The organism is Acetobacterium sp. K1/6, from assembly GCF_034438075.1.
GTDB classification, from domain to species: Bacteria; Bacillota; Clostridia; order Eubacteriales; family Eubacteriaceae; genus Acetobacterium; species Acetobacterium carbinolicum.
On sequence record NZ_JAXQGA010000008.1, the window covers coordinates 59,783 to 81,824 of the forward strand.

The window sequence follows — 22,042 nt, forward strand, 5'->3', positions numbered from 1 at the left end:
ACAAGAAGTGCAACCTGGTGTAAAATAAACTTAATTAAATAGTGAACTTGTCCTATATTCAAGGGAAAAAGGTGTAAATCCTTTGCTGTAATCGCAGCTGTAAAACATGATGACCGTCTCATAACCACTGTTAAGAACTTAACGGGAAGGGAGATGGAAAGTTGATTGTTGAGCCAGAAGACCTGTTTGTAGTGATTTCTTAACAACCTCCGATTTAGAGGGCTGTAAGAGCATTATATTTAAATTTGTAAGTATGATTCTTTTATCCTTCTCCACTGGAGAAGGATTTTTTTTCGTCTTGTTGTCGACAACGATTGCAAGCGAACCCAGGAAGTGTGTGATTCTTGGGAGTTGGTTAATTTCTCCTAGCCAAAAGTAGAATCTCTTCGAATAGAAGGACATCTCCAAGTCAGTATTTAATTCCCTTCCTCGGGGATGGTGTGTGACATCCCCGAATTTACCTTGCTTTCATTAATTTACATTTTTGATAGAATATTATTCCTCATTTCTGCTTAGATTTTTCTGGCCAAAAATCTGAGTACCAATAAAAAAAGTGCATCCAGTTCTGGTTGTGCTTTTTTTATTTGCCTTTAAATAAAAAAATTTAAAAAATGCGTTTAAAATGGTATACTTGCATAAAAATAAGGATAATAATCAATAATCAGATAGGAAGGTCACAGATGAGAATTCACTATTTACAGCACGTACCCTTTGAAAATCCCGGCAGTATTCTAGTGTGGGCAAAAACCAATCAAAGTATTATTACCTCGACGCAATTGTATAACGATGAAGCACTGCCGGAGGTAAATGAATTTGACTGGCTGGTGGTGATGGGAGGTCCCATGAACATTTATGAAGAAGATCAATACCCCTGGCTGAAGGCCGAAAAAAAATTGATCAAAGCCGCCATAAAAGCTAACAAGGTGGTCCTTGGTATGTGTCTCGGCAGTCAGTTAATTGCTGATAGCATTGGCGGGAAGGTTGTTCAGAACAAGCAAAAAGAAATCGGCTGGCTCCCGATCACGTTTTCTAAAGAAGCCAAAGCGTCACCGCTGTTTGCATTTTTTCCGGACAACCCGGTGGTTTTTCACTGGCATGGTGATACCTTTGTCGAGCTGCCTGAGGCGGCCACGGTCATTGCCGCAAGCACCGCCTGCAAAAATCAGGCCTTCATTTATAACAAAAGAGTTTTTGGCTTTCAGTTTCACCTGGAAAACACCCTGCCGATTATTAATGATCTGATTGCAAATTGCGGCGATGAAATGGTTCCGGATGATTATGTCCAGTTGCCAAAAGAGGTCTTAGCCCATCCGGAATACATCCGTCAGGATAATCAGTGGATGGCCGCCTTTCTGACCCAACTAAAACAGATGGTTGAGGTTGACGATCTTTAATAAAAATTTTTGGCAAAAACAAATGACTGGTGAAAGAATGGGTAAATACCAAGCAAATGGTTTGCAAACATTTAGTTTTGAAAGGAATGTATGATGAAAAAGATAACATTGATACTGACAGCCCTTGGCTTAGCGCTATTGCTGTCAGGCTGCTCGCTGATTCCGAGCATTTTTGGCAATAAATCGGAGTCGGTAAAAAACCAGGAAATTACCTTAGCCTTATCATTTGGCGAAAAAACCGGCACCTATAACGGCCAATTGGTAAAAGGTTTGCCTCAGGGAACTGGCGTGTTTACGGTTTCCAATGATGCTGAAGTTGCCTGGACTTATGACGGTACATGGGAACAAGGCCATTTTCAGGGAATGGGAGAAACCGTTTGGGAAGATGGGTTCACACAGGAAGGTAATTATCAGAATGATCTTTTAAATGGGCCGGGACAAGAGTATCTTGATAAGAAGCTCTTATATGATGGCAATTACACCGATAATCGTTATGATGGACAGGGCACGCTTTACAATTATTATGGCGATATAATTTACGAGGGTAATTTTGACATGGGCTATTACGACGAGACGACTGTCCAGAGAAAGGCCCGATTGGATCCGTTTAAAGCTCAGACCACAGAGTTATCTTATGCCGATGTAGTTGAAACGGCTAAAAATGAAACCGGAAATAAGGTCAAGATGACGGGACGGGTTTATCAGGTTTATGAAAACTTTGAAAATCAACACTACTTCTGTGATTTTATCATGGATTTAAACGATGATCCTAATCAAATGGTACAGGTCTATTATCGCTTAAACTCTGGAGAATCCCCCTTTGTTGAAGGCCAAATGGTAACCGTATGGGGAACTGTTGAATACCTTTATACCGACACCACTGATGATGGTCAGCAATACTCCATCCCCAATGTGGAAGCCTGGAGTGTGGAATAAATTTTAGCGATACAAAAAAACTCCCCGTCATGCAATGGGGAGTTTTAACGTTATCGATAAGAACAAATCTGACAGTCGAATTTCAGATCGATTTTGAAATTGGGCTACTTTGATTTATAATGGGAGTTAAGCGGCAACAAAGCGGCAACAAAGCATCAGTGTTTTACTTTGCCCACGGTCAGAAAAGGATAGGATGGTTCGGTATGTATAAAATACTAATTGTAGAAGACGATCAGATTATAGCAAAAGCACTAAAAAATCATTTGGATAAATGGGAACTTGAAACCCAAATCGTTGCGGATTTCCATCATATTATGGATGAGTTTGTGGCCTATGATCCGCAGCTTGTCCTTTTGGATATCTCCCTGCCATTTTTTAACGGCTACCATTGGTGCAGCGAAATCCGCAAGCTTTCTAAGGTGCCGATTATTTTTATTTCGTCGACCAGTGATAACATGAATATTGTTATGGCAATGAACATGGGCGGCGATGACTTTATTGCCAAGCCCTTTGATCTGGCGGTGGTGGTGGCAAAGATTCAAGCTCTGCTTAGGCGGACCTACTCCTTTCAGGGCCAAGTAAGCCTACTGGAACATAAGGGCGCGATTCTAAATCTTAATGATGCCAGCATTATCTATGTGGATCAAAAAGTGGAACTAAGTAAAAATGAGTTTAAAACCCTTCAAATTTTACTGGAAAATAAGGGCAAGGTGGTCTCTCGGGATGTGATTATGAAACGGCTTTGGGACAGCGACTGCTTTGTGGACGATAACACCTTGACGGTAAATATTGCCAGGCTGCGCAAGAAATTGGAAACAGCCGGGCTGGCCGATTTTATTGCCACTAAAAAAGGCGTCGGCTATTTAATTGGGGATTAATCGAGGTGTAAAATGAAAATATTATTTGTATTGGGTGCTTACTTGAAAAGTCGGATTAGGGTAATGGTCGCCTTTGTCTTATTCATACTTGTCTTTGCCATGGTATATGCCCTGTATTATTTGCCGCTGGAGCCGATTGTTTATAGTACTGAACTGGTTATGGCTCTGGCCGTTGTTTTTGCCGGTCTGGATTTTGTGCAGTTTTATCAAAAGCATCAGCGCCTGACAGAGGGGATCAGTAGGGCCACCGCTGGGGTGGGGGAATTACCAAAGCCTCGGGATTTGCTGGAAGTAGACTATCAAACCCTGACCCGGGTATTGGCGGAGAATCGGGCTGAGCTGATCTCCCAGTTCGATAACCGGCAAACGGATATGATTGACTACTACACCTTATGGGCCCATCAGATTAAAACCCCTATCTCAGCAATGGGACTGTTACTTCAGACGGAGGAAGGTGATAGGGAACGCACCAGCACCTATGCCCAGGAACTTTTTAAAATTGAACAATACGTCGAGATGGTGCTCCAGTATTTAAGGCTTGAAAGTATGTCATCAGATTTGCTGTTGGTTGAGTATGATTTGGCAGACCTCATCAGACAGGCGGTGAAAAAATATAGCATTATTTTTATCAATAAAAAAATATCGTTGGAGTTGGAAGAAATGAATTGCCGTGTTCTAACCGACGAAAAATGGCTGATCTTTGTTCTGGAACAGATTATTTCAAACGCTCTGAAATACACCAATCAGGGGAAGATATCCATTTATTTGGATGAACATTCAGAAAAAACCCTAATTATTTCTGACACCGGTGTTGGAATCAGAGAAGAAGATATTAAACGGATTTTTGATCGGGGCTTTACCGGTTACAACGGCAGAATGGATAAAAAATCTACCGGCATCGGTCTTTACTTGAGTCAGCAAGTATTAAATAAGCTCTCCCACGTAATTACTGTAACCTCCCAGGTGGGAAAGGGCACCCGAGTCAGCATTGATCTGGCCACTAAGCGGTTTGAAGCCTTATAAGACAACCTTACAAAAGTGTAAGATTAGAAGTCGAAATGTAAGTCGAAGCGATGGCAGGGCAGCTGCGTTTCCTTTATACTTTAGTTGTCGATAAGAAAATTTCAAATCATAGAGGGAGAAAAATAATGCGATTACTCGAAGTAAAGAATTTAAAAAAGATCTATACCACCCGGTTTGGCGGGAATCAGGTACAGGCGCTGTCTAATGTTAGTTTCTCGGTGGAACAGGGCGAATACGTGGCCATCATGGGAGAATCCGGTTCAGGAAAAACAACCCTGCTCAATATTCTGGCATCGCTTGATAAACCCACCAGTGGGGAGGTGTTTCTGGACGGTAAAAATATTGTCACTATCAAAGACAGTGACATTTCGGCCTTTCGTCGGGATAATCTGGGTTTTGTCTTTCAGGACTTTAATCTTTTAGATACCTTTTCGATTCAGGATAATATCTTTTTGCCGCTGGTATTGGCTCAGAAAAAATTTGAAGAAATGAACAGCCGGATTAAGCCCCTTTCGCAGCGATTAGAAATCGAGGAACTGCTACAAAAATTCCCCTACGAGGTTTCCGGAGGGCAAAAACAGCGGGCCGCAGTGGCCCGGGCACTGATTACCGAGCCCAAACTGGTGCTCGCTGATGAACCCACCGGTGCCTTGGATTCCAAGGCGGCGATGAATCTGCTAAAGATCTTTTCAACCATCAATGACCTGGGTCAGACGATCCTGATGGTTACTCACTCAGTGGCAGCAGCCAGTCATGCCAACCGGGTGTTATTTATCAAAGATGGCGAAATATACAATCAGATCTATCGGGGTTCGATGAGTAACGACGACATGTATCAGAAAATATCCTTTACCTTGTCGATACTGGCAACCGGAGGTGAGAACCTTGAATAAGTTTTTTTATCCCAAGTTGGCGCTGGTCAATTTAAAGAAAAACGGGAACACCTACATCCCTTATATACTGACTTGTATCGGATCGATTATGGCTTTTTATACCATCGTTTCAATCCAAAGCAATAAGGGATTAGACGCAATGCAAGGTTCGGAAAGCTTGAAAATATTATTATTCCTCGGGATTATTGTTATTGGCATTTTTGCGGTGATCTTTCTCTTCTATACCAACAGTTTTTTGATTAAACGACGAAAAAAAGAACTGGGATTATACAGTATTCTGGGAATGGAAAAGAAGCATATTGCCAGAGTGTTATTCTATGAAACGCTATTTGTGACGGTAATCAGTTTGAGTTTAGGGCTCCTTGGTGGGGTCCTGATTGGGAAACTGATGTTTCTAATCCTTCTTAACCTTGCTCATATTAAAAGTCCACTTGCTTTTAAGATTGATCAAATGGGTTTGTTATATACGACGGTTGTATTTCTGGCTATTTTTGGCTTGACCCTATTAACTAATTTTTTGCAGGTAAAGCTTACCAACCCCATTGATTTATTAAGAGGTGGGGAGCATGGTGAAAAAGAACCAAAATCTTCATGGTTGATGACGCTCATCGGCGTGATTTCGCTGGGAATTGGCTATGCGATTGCTTTATCAGTGCAAGATCCCATTGAAGCGATACTGCTTTTCTTTGTGGCCGTTATTTTTGTCATCATCGGAACCTATGCTTTGTTTACAGCGGGGAGCGTCACACTGCTAAAATGCTTGAAGAAGAATAAAAAGTTCTATTACCAGTCCCGAAATTTTATTTCAGTTTCCGGGATGATTTATCGAATGAAACAAAATGCTGTCGGTCTGGCTAATATTTGTATTCTCAGCACCATGGTATTGGTCACGATCTCCACGACGGTATCCTTATACATCGGTCAGGAAAGTATGCGGCGGGATTACTATCCCATGGATGTGAGCTTTATTGGTGCGGCTGAAACCACCGATTTTTCGGAGATTGAAAAAATTGTTGTAGCCGAAAAGACCAGTGCCAAGGTAGAAACAACAAATGAACTGTCTTTTGATATGAGTACTTTTACGGCCTTTAAGGAGGGCAGCCATTTTCTGCCGGATATGGTAACGGATGAGAACTTGGATCTAACGTATTATAATACGATCAGTAAGATTACCACGGTACCGCTAGAAGATTACAACCGGATGACGAATCAAAACAAAACCCTGGCAGAAAATGAAGTAATGATTTTTTCAGCCGGTGAGAATTACCAGGAACAAACCGTGGTTTTTGGCGAAAATCTGTTTTTGGTGGTTGAACAGCTCGAATCAGTGCCGATGGACTTCAAAAAGAAATTGATTACCGGAAATAGCTATTATATCATTGTCAATGACGAACAGATGATGTCGACTATTTACACGGCCATGAATGCCAATAAAGACAATGCTGACAGTGAGTCACCAGCGATTCATCACGCCATGATGTTTAATCTCAGTGGCAGTGAAGATAATATTAACCATTTTTCAAAACAGGTGAGGGCTTCGGTTAGTCAGCTCAATCCGGATATTGAGATAAGAAATATTTATGAATCACTGGCAGAACTTTATGGAATATTTGGTGGTTTTTTATTCCTGGGTGTATTTCTGGGCTCCCTCTTTATGATGGCCACGGTGTTAATTATCTATTTTAAACAGATTTCTGAAGGTTATGAAGACAGCGAACGGTTTGTCATTATGCAGAAGGTGGGGATGGATAAAACCGAGGTTAAAAAAACTATTGGCAAGCAGATCTTAATGGTATTTTTTCTGCCCCTGGCCGGAGCCATCATCCACGTGGCTTTTGCCTTTCCGGTTATTACTAAAATGTTAGCCGCCTTCCGGCTGACCAATATACCCCTAATTCTTTTATGCACGCTTGTGGGGGTTGTTGTTTATGCTTTAGTGTATACTGGGGTTTATCTACTCACGGCCAGATCCTATTATAAGATGATTCATTAATAGTTACAACGATTGGTTAATAAGAATCCCTCCCAGTTCATTTAATTAAAAGATCAGTGTTGCCTATCGTAATAGGGGCAGTTAATGGGCCTTATTGAAGGTTTGTAAAAAAATAGAGAGAGGCATCAAAGCTACATGTAAAACTGCTTTTAGCCTTAATTCACTTAAAAAAAACTGTACATTTATCGTATCCATGTTATAATATAACCACAATTAAATAAAAATGTAAAAAATCATTTAGGATGAAAAATTTCATTGAGGGAATCTGGTTAGAATCCAGAACGATCCGGTCACTGTAATTAGTTATGTCTCCTTAAATTGGCCACTGGGCACGTTTTGTCTGGGAAGGCGAGGAGAATAAAAGCTATAAGTCAGGAAACCTACTAATATGATGTACTAAAGCGTCCTTCCAGGGAAAAGGGAAGTTAGTAACATTAACAAAAGTTGGTTCTTGGTGTGAATCATAGAATTGATGGATATGTGTAATGATAAAACCTTTTTTCCCATAGTTATTGTGGGGAAAAGGTTTTTTTTCGGTAAATTATCATAAAATGGAGGTTAGCATGGAGAAAATGAAAAAAACCATGACCGTTGTGGGAATCGCGTTTTTAATGGTTGTTTTGGCTGCCCAGCCTGTAAACGCTATGCATATTATGGAAGGCTTTTTACCCATTGGTTGGGCTGTTTTCTGGTGGGTGCTAGCCCTGCCGTTTATCGCCTTCGGACTCTATCAGGTTGGGAAGATATTCAAAGACAAACCTGAGCAAAAAGTTCTTTTAGCCATAGCAACGGCTTTTACCTTTGCCTTATCAGCGTTTAAACTGCCTTCGGTAACGGGGAGTTCTTCTCATATGACAGGGATCGGCTTGGGCGCGATCCTCTTGGGACCCTTTGCCACTGTAGTAGTTGGTACCATTGCGCTTTTGTTTCAGGCGCTGCTGCTGGCTCATGGCGGGCTGACAACTTTGGGTGCCAACGCCTTTTCGATGGCAATTGTCGGATCTTTTGTGGCTTACGGGATTTACAAAGGGCTGTCAAAAATCAATGTTCCCAAAGCCTTAACCGTTTTTTTAGCCGCCTTTATTGCCGATCTGGCAACCTATGTAACCACCTCCATCCAGTTGGGACTAGCCTTTCCGGACCCGGTCGGGGGGATTGTAGCTTCCGTTGTTAAGTTCTTAAGTATTTTTGCGATTACCCAGATACCACTGGCAATTATCGAAGGCATTTTAACCGTACTGGTGGTTAACGCCATTTACCAATATAAAGAAAAGGGGATTATTTCAAATGAAACTCTCACCGATAACTAAGGTTGTTCTGATTTTATTAATTGGCGCACTGATTATTATCCCTCAGATTGCTTTGCCGGACGCTGAGTTTTCAGGCGCAGATGATGCTGCTGGAACAGCCATCACCGCAATCGATGAAAATTATGTGCCCTGGTTTGAAAGCTTGTTTGATCCCGGCGAGATGGAAGAAAAGCTATTCCTCTTCCAACAGATTTTAGGTGTCGGCGGTCTGGGAATCTGCTTTTTCTACCTTTATAAAAAGTCGAAAAAAAATGAAAAAGCCGATAAATCAGTGTAAATAGTAAGATAAAGCAGCACCGACACTTGTTACATCATGTTGTGACCTAGGGGTCAGACCCTGTGCATCAAGGCGGACACGGCGGGAGCCTGTCCGAGCTTGCAGCATACATCAGATTAACAATTGGTCGGTACGGGAGTTTGTCACCAACCTGAAGTCCGGCGACTTATATAAATATTAACTGCATCTTAGAAGGAGACAACCATGATTGATCGTTTTGCCCATACCAATAAACTAAACAATGCCAATCCTACTGTGAAGGTAGTGGTTTCGTTAGTCATGCTCCTTTCGGTTTTCTTCATCAATGAACCCCTGTATATGGCAGGGGTTTTTGGTGTTATGGTGGGGTGTACCCTATTGTGGGCAAAAATTCCGGTGCGGATTTATCTGCATACCCTGATTTTTGACTCCCTCTTTATTATCCCCGGAGCCCTGGCGTTATTGTTTACCATCGCCAGCGGAAGTCGTGGTAGTGGTGATTATTTATTTGCATTTAACTTTTTTCAGTTTACCATCGGTATCACTGCCACCAATCTGGTGCTGGCCAGCCTGGTTTTCTGTCGAGCGATGGCAGGAGTTTCCTGTATGCTTTTTTTAATTTACACAACCCCGGTGATGCAGATCGCCGGAGTCATGAAAAAAGCCCATATCAGCAATACTTTTTTAGAAATATTTGTTTTAACCTACCGCTTCATCTTTGATTACTGGGATAAACTTAAAGTCATGGCAACTGCCCAGGAATTGCGGTTTGGCTATCGCAATTTTAAAGTTGCCATCCAATCCATTGCAATGATGTTAAGCAATTTGTTTCTCATGGCCATTCAGAGCTACGAGGAGATGACACAAACCCTGGAATTAAAGCAATATCAGGGAGATTTTCATGTAAGCTATCGGAAAGGTCTGAAAAATGATTAAAACTAATAATTTGACATATCAATATCCGGACGGCACTAAGGCCTTAAAAAGTGTCTCTATTGACGGAAGTAAAGGGAATTGCATCGCCCTGATCGGTGAAAACGGAGCTGGAAAATCGACCTTGATGTCGGCGCTGATTGGGTTGATCAAACCAACGGAAGGAACCGTTTTTTTTAAAGAAGAACCCTTATCCTATAAGAAAAAAAATCTCTATGAATTTCGCAAATCGATTGGGCTGGTGATTCAGGAATCGGATAAGCAGGTCTTTTATTCCGGCATATATGATGATGTGGCCTTTGCTCTGAGGAATATGGGCATGGCTAGTGCGGTCATCGATGAGCGGGTGAAGGCGGCGATGGAAGCCACCGGCATCACACTTTTGGCCGATCGGCCAGTGCATTATCTCAGTTATGGGCAAAAAAAACGGGTGGCGATGGCCGGGGTTTTAGCCGTCGAACCGGAGATCATCCTGATGGATGAACCCACCTTAGGGCTCGATCCTAAAAGCAAGGCTGGGGTCAAAGCGATCATCAAAGGGGCACTGGCTAAGGGCATCAAGATTATTTTATCCAGCCATGATATGGATTTTATTTATGAATTTTGTGATTACACCTATGTGCTCCATCATGGCGGCGTGCTGGTAGAAGGTGAAACCACTGCGGTTTTTAAAAATACTGAAGCCCTGGAAACCGCCAGTTTGGAACAGGCAACCATGACCCGGCTGGAACAGTGTCTGGGGATTAAAGGGTTTCGCAGCATTGCTGCCCTGGAAGAAGCAATCAGAAATCAGAAAAAGGAGGTTCAAGTGGATGAAACTGGTAGTAGCGGGAATTAATCATAAGGATACACCTTTGGAAATTCGGGAAAAAGGGGCTTTTCTTCATCGCACCTTGAATGAGGCCATCCAGACCCTTTTGAATGAAGCGGATATAGCCGAGGTGATAATTCTTTCAACTTGTAACCGCAGTGAGATCTACGTCTCGACCCGAGACCAGGATGCGGCTGGGGAAATTTTAACCGATTTTTATCTTCATGAAAAATCAGCGGAACTGGCACCCTATCTTTTTGTTAAAAAAGAGCGGGAAGCGATGGTCCATCTCTATGAGGTGGTTACCGGTTTGGACTCGATGATTTTGGGCGAAGATCAGATTTTGGGTCAGGTCAAGGATGCGTTGGAAAAATCCCAGGCCATCAAGGGCTGTGGTAAATACCTGACGAAAATGTTTCGGGAAGCGATAACCTTTACTAAAAAAGTGAAAACCGATTATAAAATATCCGAAACCCCCTTATCCTTAAGCTCAACCGCGGTAAAGCATATCAAACGGGCGTATCCCGAGGATTATGGCGATAAAAAAATACTCATCATCGGGTCCGGGAAAATGGGTGTGCTGGCACTGCGCTATATGAAGGCCGAAGGCTTTTGTAACCCCTACATGACTAACCGTACCTTTCATAATATGGATCAGTGCGAGGCCATTCATGAAAACGTCCAGATGATCCATTATGAAGACCGCTATCAAGTCATTCCCGACATGGATGTGATTATTACTGCCACCGCATCGCCTCATGTTGTTTTGAAGGCCGCGGAAATGAAATCGCTGCGTAAACCGCTAACCGTGATCGATTTAGCACTGCCCCGGGATGTCGAAGAAGCCGTTGGCAGCTTACCTCAGGTAAAACTGCTGACCATTGATGATTTTAAAAATATGATGGATGAAAAAATGGCTTATCGGGTCAAGATTGCAAAAAAAATAGCGGCCGAAATTCAGGATGAAATCGATGGTCTGTTGTCCTGGGTGACCCACGCCAAGGTCGATAATATGGTTCGTGATTTAAACGAAACCTCCCGGCAACTGGCTGAGGAAACCATTGAAACCCTCTGCGGCCGATTAACCTTAAGTGAAAAAGAAGCGGTTTATTTGGCTAAGGTGATCCGCTCCAAATTTCGGGAAATGGTGATGCCGCCGATTAAACAACTAAAGTCACTGGAGTGTGAAGAACAAATTATTGGCATTGAAAAAACCGTGACCTATCTGTTCCCGGGAATTCAAGACAAAAAAACACAGGAAGATCAACAAAATGATGACACCGCTATTATTTAACTTGGAAAGCAAAAAGGTTCTGGTTGTCGGCGGTGGCAAGGTTGCTGCCAGACGGATTGTCACCTTGTTGGAAAACGGCATGCAGGTTATCGCGGTGAGTCCTGTTTTTTTGGAGTCGATCATTAAAACTGAGAATGGTCAGCTAACCCGGATTGATTCCGGCTATCACAAAGAGCAGCTCATTGGTGTCGATTTGGTAGTAGCGGCAACTGACAATCATGAGCTCAATGGACAAATTAAAAGAGACTGTGCGTCCCAAAAAATATGGTGCAATCGGGTCGATGATCCGAAGGATTCGGATTTTATTTTTCCTTGCGTTATTCGCCGGGGTGATTTAACCCTGTCGGTCTGTACCGAAGGGGCCAGTCCTTCTTTAACGAAGCACATTATCGACGATCTGGCCGACCGCTACGATGAAAGCTATACCGAAAAAACAGCCTTACTGCGATTACTGCGACAGGCTGTTTTAGCGGGTGATGGTGCGCCGAATGAAAAAACTGAAAAACTTAAAGAATTGTCCCGATGTTCCAATGCAGAACTCAGGTCAAAACTAGGAAATAACTGACAATTGGAGATAAGAGAAATGAATATAAAAGTTGGAACAAGAGGCAGTACTCTGGCCCGAACCCAAAGCCAGTGGCTGATTGATGTCCTGGCCAAAGCCCATCCGCAAATAAACTTCGAGATGGTGATCATTAAAACAAAAGGCGATCTGGTTCAGGATAAACCGCTTGATAAAATCGGTGATAAGGGATTGTTTACCAAGGAGTTAGAAGATGCGCTGCTATCCGGCGACATCCATATGGCCATTCACAGCATGAAGGATATGCCCTCAAAACTGCCCGATGGCTTAGCTTTGACGGTTCCAACCGTTCGGGAAGATCCCCGGGATGTCCTGCTGACGCCCCATCAGATTTCTTCACTGGATGAGTTGCCAAAGGGTGCGGTCGTAGCAACCGGAAGCAAACGCCGGATCAGTCAACTACAAAAACTGCGGCCGGATGTAGAAATCGTTGGCATTCGCGGAAATATCGATACCCGGATTCGCAAAATGCAGGAACAGCAGTTAGATGGTATTATTCTGGCCGCGGCTGGTCTCAAGCGGATTGGTCGGCTTAATGATAGCACCTATCAGACGGTAGCCTTGCCGGAGAACACCTTTATTCCGGCACCGGCTCAGGGAATTCTGGCAGTCGAAGTCCGGGAAGATAATGAGACGGTCAAAGAATTGATGGCTGCCATTAGTGATCACAACACGATCATTCAGATGAGTGCCGAACGCAGTTTTTTAAAGGCCTTAAACGGCAGCTGTCATATTCCGGTTGGTGCATTTTGTGAAATAAAAGCAGACACCATTGTGCTTTATGGACTTTATGGTTTGGAAGATGGTAGCCATGTGGTCACAAAGTCGATTGAAGGCACACCCGAGGAGGCAGAAAAGTTGGGAAAACAATTAGCAGCAGCATGTTATACCGCAGTGCATAAAAAAGTTGGGAAGGTTTATCTGGCTGGTGGCGGATGCGGAGATCCTGGTCTCTTAACCGTTAAAGCCAAGGCTATTTTAACCAAAGCCGATGTGGTGGTTTATGATGCCCTGGTCAATGAAAGCTTTTTAAATGATGCCCGAGCAGATGCCGAAATTGTTTATGTCGGCAAACGAGCTGGCAATCATGCCATGCGCCAGGAAGATATCAATGCCTTACTTGTCCAAAAAGGCTTAGAAGGCAAACTGGTATTGCGCTTAAAAGGCGGAGATCCTTATGTCTTTGGCCGTGGCGGCGAAGAAGGGGAAGACCTCTATGATGCTGGCGTCCCGTTTGAAGTGATTCCCGGGATTACCTCGGTTATCGGTGGACTGGCTTATGCCGGGATTCCGATTACCCACCGGGACTGCGTGTCTTCGTTTCATGTCATCACCGGACATTTAAAATCCAACGCCTATGATGGCTCATCGGATCTGGATTGGCCGGTGCTCGGTAAGTTAAAAGGCACCATCGTCTTTTTGATGGGCGTCAAGAATCTGGAAAAGATTTGTGACGAACTGGTTAAAAATGGCATGAATCCCGAAATGCCGGTGGCTGTGGTTCATCGGGCATCGACCCCCTATCAGCGGGTCGTAACCGGAAACCTGACCACCATCTACGACATTGCAACGGCAGCAAAAATCACCGCCCCCAGCCTGATTGTGGTCGGGGAAGTCGTCAATAAAAGGCAAAAACTGCGGTTCTTTGATCAAAAACCATTGTTTGGAAAAAACATTATCGTCACAAGGTCCCGGGAACAAAGTTCCCAGATGGTTGAAAAAATCACTGAGTTGGGTGGTAATGCGATTGAATTTCCAACCATCAAAATTGTCCCCATCAACGAAGCGGCCTGTGATGAAAAGGTAAAGTGCCTTAAGGACTACAGTCACATTATTTTTACCAGCATCAACGGCGTGGAAATCTTTTTTGACTCCCTGGCCCGCTGTGGCAAAGACGCCCGCGCCTTTGCCAATCTGCATATCACCGCCATTGGTGAAGGAACTAAAAAGGCCCTCTTAGCCCGGGGCCTCCAGGCCGATTTTGTGCCGGATAAATATGTCGGCGAAGAATTAGTTAGCGGGTTGGCGCCGTTGCTTAATAAAGACAGCCGGGTGCTGATTCCCCGTTCCCAAAATGCTCGGATCTATGTGGTTGAAGAACTAGCTAAAATCTGTCCGGTCGACGAGGTGAAAAGCTACGAAACCATCCGCGAAGATCACGCCACTGTTGATCCACTGGAAATGTTAAAGAACAAAGAAATTGATTATATTACCTTTACCAGTTCCACTACCGCCGAGTTTTTTGTCGAAAAAATCGGCGCCGCGCACATCAACGCGATCAACTCGGCAAAAGCGGTGTCAATCGGCCCCCAAACCTCAAAGAAATGCCTGGAACTGGGCATCGCTGTGGACATCGAAGCCGAAACATATACCATCCAGGGAATGCTGGATGCGATTTTGAAGGATGCTCAGAAATAAGATTTGAGTAAAAAAGCCGAGGTAGTACCGACAATTGTTATATCATGTTGTCTGCATCAAGGCGGACACGGCAGAGCCTGTCCGAGCTTGCAGCAGACAACAGATTAACAATTGGTCGGTACGGGACATGCAAATAACTAGAAGTAAATAGGAGGTCAGCAAGATGTTGCCAACACGATTACGAAAAAATACAGCGGTCAGGAATTTAATCAGAGAAACCCAGCTGTCCATGAATGATGTGGTTTATCCACTGTTTATCGTCGACGGAACTGGCGTGCGCAAAGAAATCGGCTCCATGAAAGATCAGTACCATCTGTCTTTGGATATGCTGGAGGCCGAAACCCTGGCGCTAAAAGAACTGGGCATCCGTTATGTCATTTTGTTTGGGGTTCCCGATGAAAAGGATAACGAAGCCACTCCCGCCTTTGTGGATGATGGTTTGGTTCAGGAAGCCATTCGGGTGATCAAAAAGGTTGATCCAAAAATGTATGTGATCACCGATGTCTGTTTGTGTGAATATAAAAGTGATGGCCATTGCTGTTTCTTTGAAGAAAACGGTGAGATCCGACGAGCCCAGACCTTAGAGACCTTAAGCAGAACGGCGCTCAGTCATGTCCGCGCTGGAGCCGATATGGTCGCTCCTTCGGATATGATGGATGGTCGCATTGACCATATGCGAGAAACCCTGAATCTAGCCGGTTATGAGTCGATTCCGATTATGGCCTACTCGGCTAAATTTGCTTCCAGTTTTTACGGCCCCTTCCGGGATGCCGCAAACTCAGCACCAGCCTTTGGCGACCGTCGCAGCTATCAGATGGACCCGGCCAATTCCCGGGAAGCCTTAAAGGAAATGGTTCTGGATATCGCTGAAGGTGCCGATATTGTGATGGTTAAACCAGCCATGCCTTATCTGGATGTTATCGTCCAGAGCAAGGAACTTTCCTATTTACCGATGGCCGCCTATCAGGTCAGCGGCGAATATGCGATGATTAAAAATGCTGTCGATGCCGATCTGATGGATCGTCGGGCGATCTTTGAAAGCCTGCTTAGTATCAAACGGGCCGGAGCCGATATCATCATCACTTATTTTGCCAAAGAACTGCAGGCCATGCTGAAGGATTATCAATAACAGCAAATCATTTATAAGTCATGAATCTATTGTTTAAGACAAACGCAGTACCGACAATTGTTACATCATGTTGTATGCCTCAAGGCGAACAGTTGCGAGCCAGCGACTGATTACTCGACGATTAGTGAATTAGCAACTGTACGAATTGCGCGCATACAACAGATTAACAATTGGTCGGTACGGTAGGGAGCGAACACCTGAGTTTTACATGATAGTGAAATAATTATTATTGGAGATATTATGAATCGAGAAAAATCAGAACAATTATTTATTGAAGCAGAAAAATATATTCCCGGCGGCGTCAATAGTCCGGTGCGGGCGTTTAAATCGGTGGACATGCCACCGGTTTTTATTGACCATGGCAAAGGTGCCAAGATTTATGATGTCGACGGTAACGCGTACACCGACTATATCTGTTCCTGGGGGCCACTGATTTTAGGTCACGCCTCACCGGTTTACTTTGAAGGGATTCAGGAAGCACTGGAGAAAGGCACCAGTTTTGGGGCCCCAACCGCCATCGAGGTTGAAGTGGCTAAGTTGATCACCGAAGCCTATCCGTCGATGGAAATGGTGCGGATGGTCAGTTCCGGAACCGAAGCCACGATGAGTGCCCTGCGGGTCGCCAGAGGCTATACCGGACGAGATAAGATCATTAAATTTGAAGGCTGTTACCACGGTCATGCTGATGGACTGCTGGTTAAATCCGGGTCCGGCACGCTGACCTTTGGAGTCCCGACCAGCTCAGGGGTGACCCCGGGAACGGCCAAGGACACCTTAGTAGCAACCTATAACGACATTAACAGTGTCAAAGCGCTCTTTGCCGAAAACCCTGGCGAAATTGCCGCTGTCATCGTCGAACCGGTGGCTGGGAACATGGGCGTTGTACCACCCGATCTGGATTTTATGAAAGGTCTGCGAGAAATTACCACAGCCGAAGAAACGGTGCTGATTTTTGATGAAGTCATCACCGGATTCCGTTTGGCTTACGGTGGGGCCCAGGAAGTCCTGGAGATTAAACCGGATATGACCACCTTAGGGAAGATCATCGGCGGCGGAATGCCCGTCGGCGCTTATGGCGGACGTCGGGATATCATGGCAACCGTGGCCCCTCTAGGCGGCGTTTATCAGGCCGGAACCCTGTCCGGGAATCCGATTGCCATGAAAATGGGACTCAACACCCTGACTTATCTGCGGGATCATCCCGAAGTTTATACCGAAATGGAAGAAAACGCCAAGCTGTTAGAAGCCGGCTTTAAGGCCAACATTAAAAAAACCGGGGTCAAAGCCCAGATGGTCCGTTTCAAAGGCATGACCTGCTGCTTCTTTACCGATGTGCCCATCGATGGCTACGCTGCCGTGATGACCTCGGATACCAAAGCCTATACCAAATATTTCAAAGCGATGCTTAATGCCGGTAACCTGATGCCGCCAGCCCAATTCGAAGGCATTTTCCTCTCCTCCGCCCACACCAAAGCGGACCTCGAAAAAACCATCGCTGACCATTATCAGGCATTAAAAAAAATATAAGTAAAAAAATGCAAGCATTAATAAGCTTTGCTGTTAGACCAAATACTTTGTTTTTTTAGGCGCCTAGAAATAGACATAATTGATCCAGCCTAAAGCTGTTGATAAAAATGATGTAGTACCGACAATTGTTACATCATGTTGTACGCATCGGAGCGGACACGGCATTGCTGTCCGATTCCGCGGCGAACAACAGATTAACAATTGGTCGGCACGGTAACATTTGACAAACCTTGCCGGTACGAAAACAGTTTAGTATTTAGGATCGTCAGCAAAGCTACCCCAAGTTCTATAATAACAAATAACATAAAATAGGAGAATCACTTAATGGAAAAGAAAGCATTACTGGTCATCAGTTTTGGTACATCTTACCCTGAAACCCGAAAAAAAACCATTGCAGCAACCGAAAAGCATCTACAAAAGGCTTTCCCGGACCATGATTTTTATCGCGCCTTTACCTCCCGGATGATCATTAATAAACTTAAGAAACGCGATGGTGAAGCAGTTGATGTTCCCCAGGAAGTTTTAAAAAAACTCAAGGCAGCCGGTTATACCCATGTGCAGTGTCAAACCACCCACATCATCAACGGCCATGAGTATGATATCACTCTAAAAGAACTGAAGGCCTTTGAAAAAGATTTTAAGTCTCTGACCCTGGGTCGGCCACTGTTAACCACAGTGGAAGATTATGAAGAGACAGTGGACATCGTGATGAAACAAATGCCCAAACTCAAAAAAGGCGAAGCCCTGGTCTATATGGGCCATGGCAGCGACCACCATGCCAATTCAACCTATCCGTGCCTGGATTATATGTTTAAAATGAAGGGCTATGAGGATGTTTATGTGGGAACCGTAGAAGGTTTCCCGGAGCTGGAAAACATTGTGCCATTACTTCAGGAGAAGAAATACAAAAAGATTTATTTGGCGCCCTTTATGCTGGTGGCTGGTGATCACGCCATTAATGACATGGCCAGTGATGATGAAGACTCCTGGAAGGCGGTTCTTGAAGAAGAGCGGTTTAAAGTGGAGTGTATCCTCGAAGGTTTGGGTGAATACACCGGCATTCAGAACATGTTTTTAGATCATTTAAAAAAAGCACAGCCCGTTACAGAAATGTAGGGACATTATAAAGTTTAGGAGAAATATTTGATGAATACAGTGTATATGGTGGGTGCAGGCCCAGGAGATCCAGAGCTGATTACCGTTAAGGGTCAACGAATTGTTAATGAAGCAGATATTATTATTTATGCCGGTTCTTTAGTCAATAAAGCCATTATTGCCGGTCACAAAGCCGATGCCGAAATTTTTAATTCCGCATCGATGACCTTAGATGATGTCATCGCCGTGATTAAACGGGGAACCGAAGAAGGCAAGAAAATTGCCCGGGTTCATACCGGTGACCCCTCCATTTATGGCGCTATCCGTGAACAGATGGACCGACTTGACGAACTCGGAATTCCCTTTGATGTGATCCCTGGAGTCAGCTCCTTTGTCGCATCAGCAGCAGCTCTTAAAAAAGAGTTTACCCTGCCGGATGTATCCCAAACGGTTATTTTAACCCGCCTGGAAGGTCGAACCCCCGTTCCGGAAAAAGAAAAGCTGGAAGATCTGGCATCGCATCAGGCTTCCATGTGTATTTTTCTGTCGGTCCAAATGATTGATGATGTAGTGGCACGACTCATGAAACATTACGCCCCAACCACCCCAATTGCCATTATCCAACGGGCAACCTGGGAAGATCAGAAAATTGTCATGGGCACCCTGGAAACCATTGCTCAGAAAGTCAAAGATGAAAATATTACCAAAACTGCCCAAATTTTAGTAGGTGATTTCCTGGGCGATCAGTACAGCTTATCCAAGCTTTATGATCCCAGCTTTACCCATGAATACCGTCAAGGAGTTTTGTAAAACCGTGAAAACAGAAAAATGGGCCATAGTCACCCTGTCACAAGATGGCGTGGCCCTGGCAAAGCGGCTGGCAGAACATCTGGATGACCGCGAATGCCACATCTACACCAAGGAAAAATATGCCAACGAAACCACCAAAATCATCACCACGGATATTTCTACCTTTATGGGCAGCATTAGCGGGGCGTATCAGATCATCTGTTGCATTATGGCAACCGGCATTGTCGTCCGGGCGATAGCCCCCCATCTAAAGCATAAATCCTCTGATCCGGGAATTCTGGTGATGGATACCAAGGGGGCGTTTGTAATTAGTCTGCTGTCCGGTCATTTGGGTGGTGCCAATGATGCCGCTCGGCTGGTGGCTAAACGCCTTTCGGCCCAGGCGGTTATTACCACTGGCACCGATGTGAAAGGAACCATGGCTGTGGATGTGTTGGCCCAGAAAATTAAGTGTGCGATTGATGATTTTACGGCTGCCAAAGACGTAACAGCCTTGATCCTAAATGGTGACCCGATTGCTTTAGTTAATCGGGAAAACTGTGATTTGGATGCGGTTATCCTGCCTAAGAACATCGAAACGGTGGCAGATTTAACCGAGCTAACGAAATATCTGGGCGTTATTATTACGACTTTGGATACAAAAAAAGCAGAATTGCCAATTCCCAGTGTTAAGCTGGTTCCCCGAAAACTGGTGCTGGGCGTAGGCTGTCGTCGGGATACCCCGGGAGAACGGATCATCGCGGCGATCCAGGAGACCTTAGCGTCTCTGAATCTTAATGTCAAAGGGATTAAATCTCTGGCCACCATCGGCTTAAAAGCCGAAGAAGCGGGAATTATCGAAGCCTGTGCCTTTTTCGCGGCTAAAAAAGTCATTATCCCCAATGAAATGGTGCAAATGGTCCAAAGCCGTTTTGAAGGATCGGATTTCGTTTTCAAAACAACCGGTTTATATGCCGTTTCCGAACCCTGTGGTTTTGTCGCCTCCGGATTTGGAAAATGCCTGCGGGAAAAACAGAAACTGGGCGGAATCACTCTATCGGTGTGGCTGGATGAAAATTAGAAATAAGAAAATTTACAAACAATAATTGCTTTGCTGTCTGTTTCGCACAAACGGATAAGAAAGCAGCACTGCACTATTGTAATAAAAACCTTGCTAAAAAAAGGAGAAAAGATGAGCAAAATTTATGTCACAGGGATTGGTCCCGGACTGTATGAACATATGACCGAGGCGGCAAAAGCCAGCCTGGCTGATGCTGATATTATTGTCGGCTACAAAACCTACATCGATATTATTGCCGATTTAATTGGCGACAAGGAAGTCCTTTCTTCCGGAATGCGGCGCGAAATTGACCGTTGTGAAAAAGCCTTGGAACTGGCTGAACAGGGCAAAAAAATCTGCCTGGTTAGCAGCGGCGATGCCGGTGTTTTTGGGATGGCCGGCATTATGTTAGAAATCGTTGAGTCAAAAAATAGTGATGTGGAAGTTGAAATTATTCCCGGTATTTCAGCCGCCAATGCGGCCGCTTCAACCCTCGGTGCACCGCTGATGCATGACTACGCCGTCATTAGTCTTAGCGACCTGCTCACTGATTGGGCAGTCATTGAAAAACGTTTGCACTGCGCCGGTGAAGGAGATTTTATTATTAGTCTCTATAATCCCAAAAGCAAGGGGCGGCCCCACAATATTGAAAGTGCCCAGAAAATTTTACTAGAATATAAAGCTCCGGAAACCCCAGTGGGAATTGTTCGTAATGCTAAACGTAAGGACGAGTCTTATGTGATTACAACCCTCAAAAAAATGCACGAAGCAGATATTGATATGTTTTCGATGGTTATCATCGGTAATTCCAAAACCTATGTGACTAGGGATCAACTAAAAATGATTACCCCGAGAGGTTATCAGCTTTGATACTGGTATTGGGAGGAACCCTCGACAGCCGCTTATTAACCAATCTTCTGCTTGAAGAAGGGAAGGAAGTCTGTTATTCGTCACTGACCAATATTGCTACCGATCAGATCTCTGAAAACCCCCTTCTGACCAAGATTTCAGGACAATTGGATGCCAGCACCCTGCGGGAAACGATTACCATTTACAATATTAATCTCTGTATTGACGCCACCCACCCCTATGCTCAGGAAATTTCTGAAAACGCCATTTGGGCTTGTGATGCCATGAATGTGGACTATATTCGGCTGGAAAGGCCGTCGAACATCGACGAAGGAAATGATAGTGTGGCCTACAATACCTATGAGGAAGCACGCGACTATTTAATCGGTGCGATGGGGAAAAGTGATAAGAATATTCTTTTAACCACGGGGAGTCGACAACTGGAAGCCTTTGAAGGCCTGCCCAAAAACCGAACCTATATCCGGGTATTGCCGACGGCCGGGGTTTTAGTAAAGTGCGAAAACCTGGGCTACAAGCCCCGACATATTCTGGCTCTACAGGGCCCATTCTCGGTTGAAATGAATGTCGCCACCATGAAAGAATACAAGATCGGCTTTGTCGTCACCAAAGATAGCGGCGATATTGGCGGCATCCGTGAAAAGGTTGAAGCGGCCCGACAAGTCAATGCCAAAATCCTATTTATCCGTCGCCCCGCCGTCGCCTATCCTCGGTCTGTCACCACCGTTGAAGACGCCGTTGTTTGTGCATTGAAAAATCATTAAAAATCAGGTTTAGACAGATATAGCATTAAAGATTTAATGTAGGGGCGATCAGTGATCGCCCGCACACTGTGCTTAGATAGAAAAAGGAG

General features: G+C 44.4%; 20 protein-coding genes and 2 riboswitches. All 20 genes read left to right on the plus strand.

From position 1 onward, the window contains the following. Nucleotides 1–19: 19 nt before the first annotated feature. A riboswitch (cobalamin riboswitch) is annotated at nucleotides 20–205 on the plus strand. 475 nt (nucleotides 206–680) lie between these two features. The 20 genes from U2P91_RS08865 (at nucleotide 681) to cobK (ending at nucleotide 21,953) form a co-directional block, all read left to right on the plus strand. Then, on the plus strand, nucleotides 681–1,394 hold the full coding sequence (locus tag U2P91_RS08865; protein ID WP_322519474.1) for a type 1 glutamine amidotransferase: 714 nt from the start codon (nucleotides 681–683) through the stop codon (nucleotides 1,392–1,394). A 93-nt stretch (nucleotides 1,395–1,487) separates the two neighbouring features. Beyond that, complete coding sequence (locus U2P91_RS08870) at nucleotides 1,488–2,330, plus strand: hypothetical protein (RefSeq protein WP_162624491.1); 843 nt, start codon at nucleotides 1,488–1,490, stop codon at nucleotides 2,328–2,330. A gap of 203 nt (nucleotides 2,331–2,533) precedes the next feature. Further along, a complete protein-coding gene (locus U2P91_RS08875) occupies nucleotides 2,534–3,208 on the plus strand; it encodes a response regulator transcription factor (RefSeq protein WP_111888079.1) in 675 nt (224 codons plus the stop codon). A 12-nt stretch (nucleotides 3,209–3,220) separates the two neighbouring features. Next, nucleotides 3,221–4,231 carry a sensor histidine kinase gene (locus tag U2P91_RS08880; RefSeq protein ID WP_322519475.1) on the plus strand — a complete coding sequence of 337 codons (1,011 nt, stop codon included), beginning with the start codon at nucleotides 3,221–3,223 and terminating at the stop codon, nucleotides 4,229–4,231. A gap of 125 nt (nucleotides 4,232–4,356) precedes the next feature. Next, complete coding sequence (locus U2P91_RS08885) at nucleotides 4,357–5,124, plus strand: ABC transporter ATP-binding protein (RefSeq protein ID WP_111888077.1); 768 nt, start codon at nucleotides 4,357–4,359, stop codon at nucleotides 5,122–5,124. Continuing rightward, nucleotides 5,108–7,117 carry an FtsX-like permease family protein gene (locus U2P91_RS08890; RefSeq protein WP_416173381.1) on the plus strand — a complete coding sequence of 670 codons (2,010 nt, stop codon included), beginning with the start codon at nucleotides 5,108–5,110 and terminating at the stop codon, nucleotides 7,115–7,117. Before U2P91_RS08885 ends, U2P91_RS08890 begins: the two co-directional genes overlap by 17 nt. A gap of 221 nt (nucleotides 7,118–7,338) precedes the next feature. After that, nucleotides 7,339–7,520, plus strand: a riboswitch (cobalamin riboswitch). A gap of 169 nt (nucleotides 7,521–7,689) precedes the next feature. Further along, nucleotides 7,690–8,427: an energy-coupling factor ABC transporter permease gene (locus tag U2P91_RS08895; RefSeq protein WP_111889732.1), complete on the plus strand. Its 738-nt coding sequence runs from the start codon at nucleotides 7,690–7,692 to the stop codon at nucleotides 8,425–8,427. Next, complete coding sequence (locus U2P91_RS08900; protein ID WP_322519476.1) at nucleotides 8,405–8,704, plus strand: energy-coupling factor ABC transporter substrate-binding protein; 300 nt, start codon at nucleotides 8,405–8,407, stop codon at nucleotides 8,702–8,704. The genes U2P91_RS08895 and U2P91_RS08900 overlap by 23 nt, the downstream gene beginning before the upstream one ends. Before the next feature lie 204 nt (nucleotides 8,705–8,908). Then, on the plus strand, nucleotides 8,909–9,619 hold the full coding sequence (cbiQ, locus tag U2P91_RS08905; protein ID WP_111888074.1) for a cobalt ECF transporter T component CbiQ: 711 nt from the start codon (nucleotides 8,909–8,911) through the stop codon (nucleotides 9,617–9,619). Then, a complete protein-coding gene (locus U2P91_RS08910) occupies nucleotides 9,612–10,454 on the plus strand; it encodes an energy-coupling factor ABC transporter ATP-binding protein (RefSeq protein WP_111888073.1) in 843 nt (280 codons plus the stop codon). Before cbiQ ends, U2P91_RS08910 begins: the two co-directional genes overlap by 8 nt. Then, entirely contained in the window at nucleotides 10,429–11,721 is a 1,293-nt protein-coding gene (hemA, locus tag U2P91_RS08915) for a glutamyl-tRNA reductase (RefSeq protein ID WP_111888072.1), read from the plus strand. Before U2P91_RS08910 ends, hemA begins: the two co-directional genes overlap by 26 nt. Further along, entirely contained in the window at nucleotides 11,699–12,286 is a 588-nt protein-coding gene (locus U2P91_RS08920) for a precorrin-2 dehydrogenase/sirohydrochlorin ferrochelatase family protein (RefSeq protein WP_111888071.1), read from the plus strand. Before hemA ends, U2P91_RS08920 begins: the two co-directional genes overlap by 23 nt. Nucleotides 12,287–12,304: 18 nt before the next feature. After that, nucleotides 12,305–14,722, plus strand: coding sequence for a hydroxymethylbilane synthase (hemC, locus tag U2P91_RS08925; RefSeq protein WP_111888070.1), 2,418 nt, complete (start codon nucleotides 12,305–12,307; stop codon nucleotides 14,720–14,722). 163 nt (nucleotides 14,723–14,885) lie between these two features. Then, nucleotides 14,886–15,851, plus strand: a complete 966-nt coding sequence (gene hemB / locus U2P91_RS08930) for a porphobilinogen synthase (protein WP_111888069.1) — start codon at nucleotides 14,886–14,888, stop codon at nucleotides 15,849–15,851. Between the two features lie 240 nt (nucleotides 15,852–16,091). Continuing rightward, nucleotides 16,092–17,378: a glutamate-1-semialdehyde 2,1-aminomutase gene (hemL, locus tag U2P91_RS08935; protein ID WP_111888068.1), complete on the plus strand. Its 1,287-nt coding sequence runs from the start codon at nucleotides 16,092–16,094 to the stop codon at nucleotides 17,376–17,378. Nucleotides 17,379–17,702: 324 nt separating this feature from the next. Beyond that, a complete protein-coding gene (locus U2P91_RS08940) occupies nucleotides 17,703–18,494 on the plus strand; it encodes a sirohydrochlorin cobaltochelatase (protein WP_111888067.1) in 792 nt (263 codons plus the stop codon). Between the two features lie 27 nt (nucleotides 18,495–18,521). Continuing rightward, nucleotides 18,522–19,283, plus strand: a complete 762-nt coding sequence (gene cobM / locus U2P91_RS08945; protein ID WP_204355386.1) for a precorrin-4 C(11)-methyltransferase — start codon at nucleotides 18,522–18,524, stop codon at nucleotides 19,281–19,283. A 4-nt stretch (nucleotides 19,284–19,287) separates the two neighbouring features. After that, on the plus strand, nucleotides 19,288–20,343 hold the full coding sequence (locus U2P91_RS08950) for a cobalt-precorrin 5A hydrolase (protein ID WP_111888065.1): 1,056 nt from the start codon (nucleotides 19,288–19,290) through the stop codon (nucleotides 20,341–20,343). 111 nt (nucleotides 20,344–20,454) lie between these two features. After that, nucleotides 20,455–21,192: a precorrin-3B C(17)-methyltransferase gene (gene cobJ, locus U2P91_RS08955; protein WP_111888064.1), complete on the plus strand. Its 738-nt coding sequence runs from the start codon at nucleotides 20,455–20,457 to the stop codon at nucleotides 21,190–21,192. After that, the gene (cobK, locus tag U2P91_RS08960; protein ID WP_111888063.1) at nucleotides 21,189–21,953 is read left to right on the plus strand and encodes a precorrin-6A reductase; all 765 of its coding nucleotides are present in this window, start codon (nucleotides 21,189–21,191) and stop codon (nucleotides 21,951–21,953) included. The genes cobJ and cobK overlap by 4 nt, the downstream gene beginning before the upstream one ends. Nucleotides 21,954–22,042: the final 89 nt, after the last annotated feature.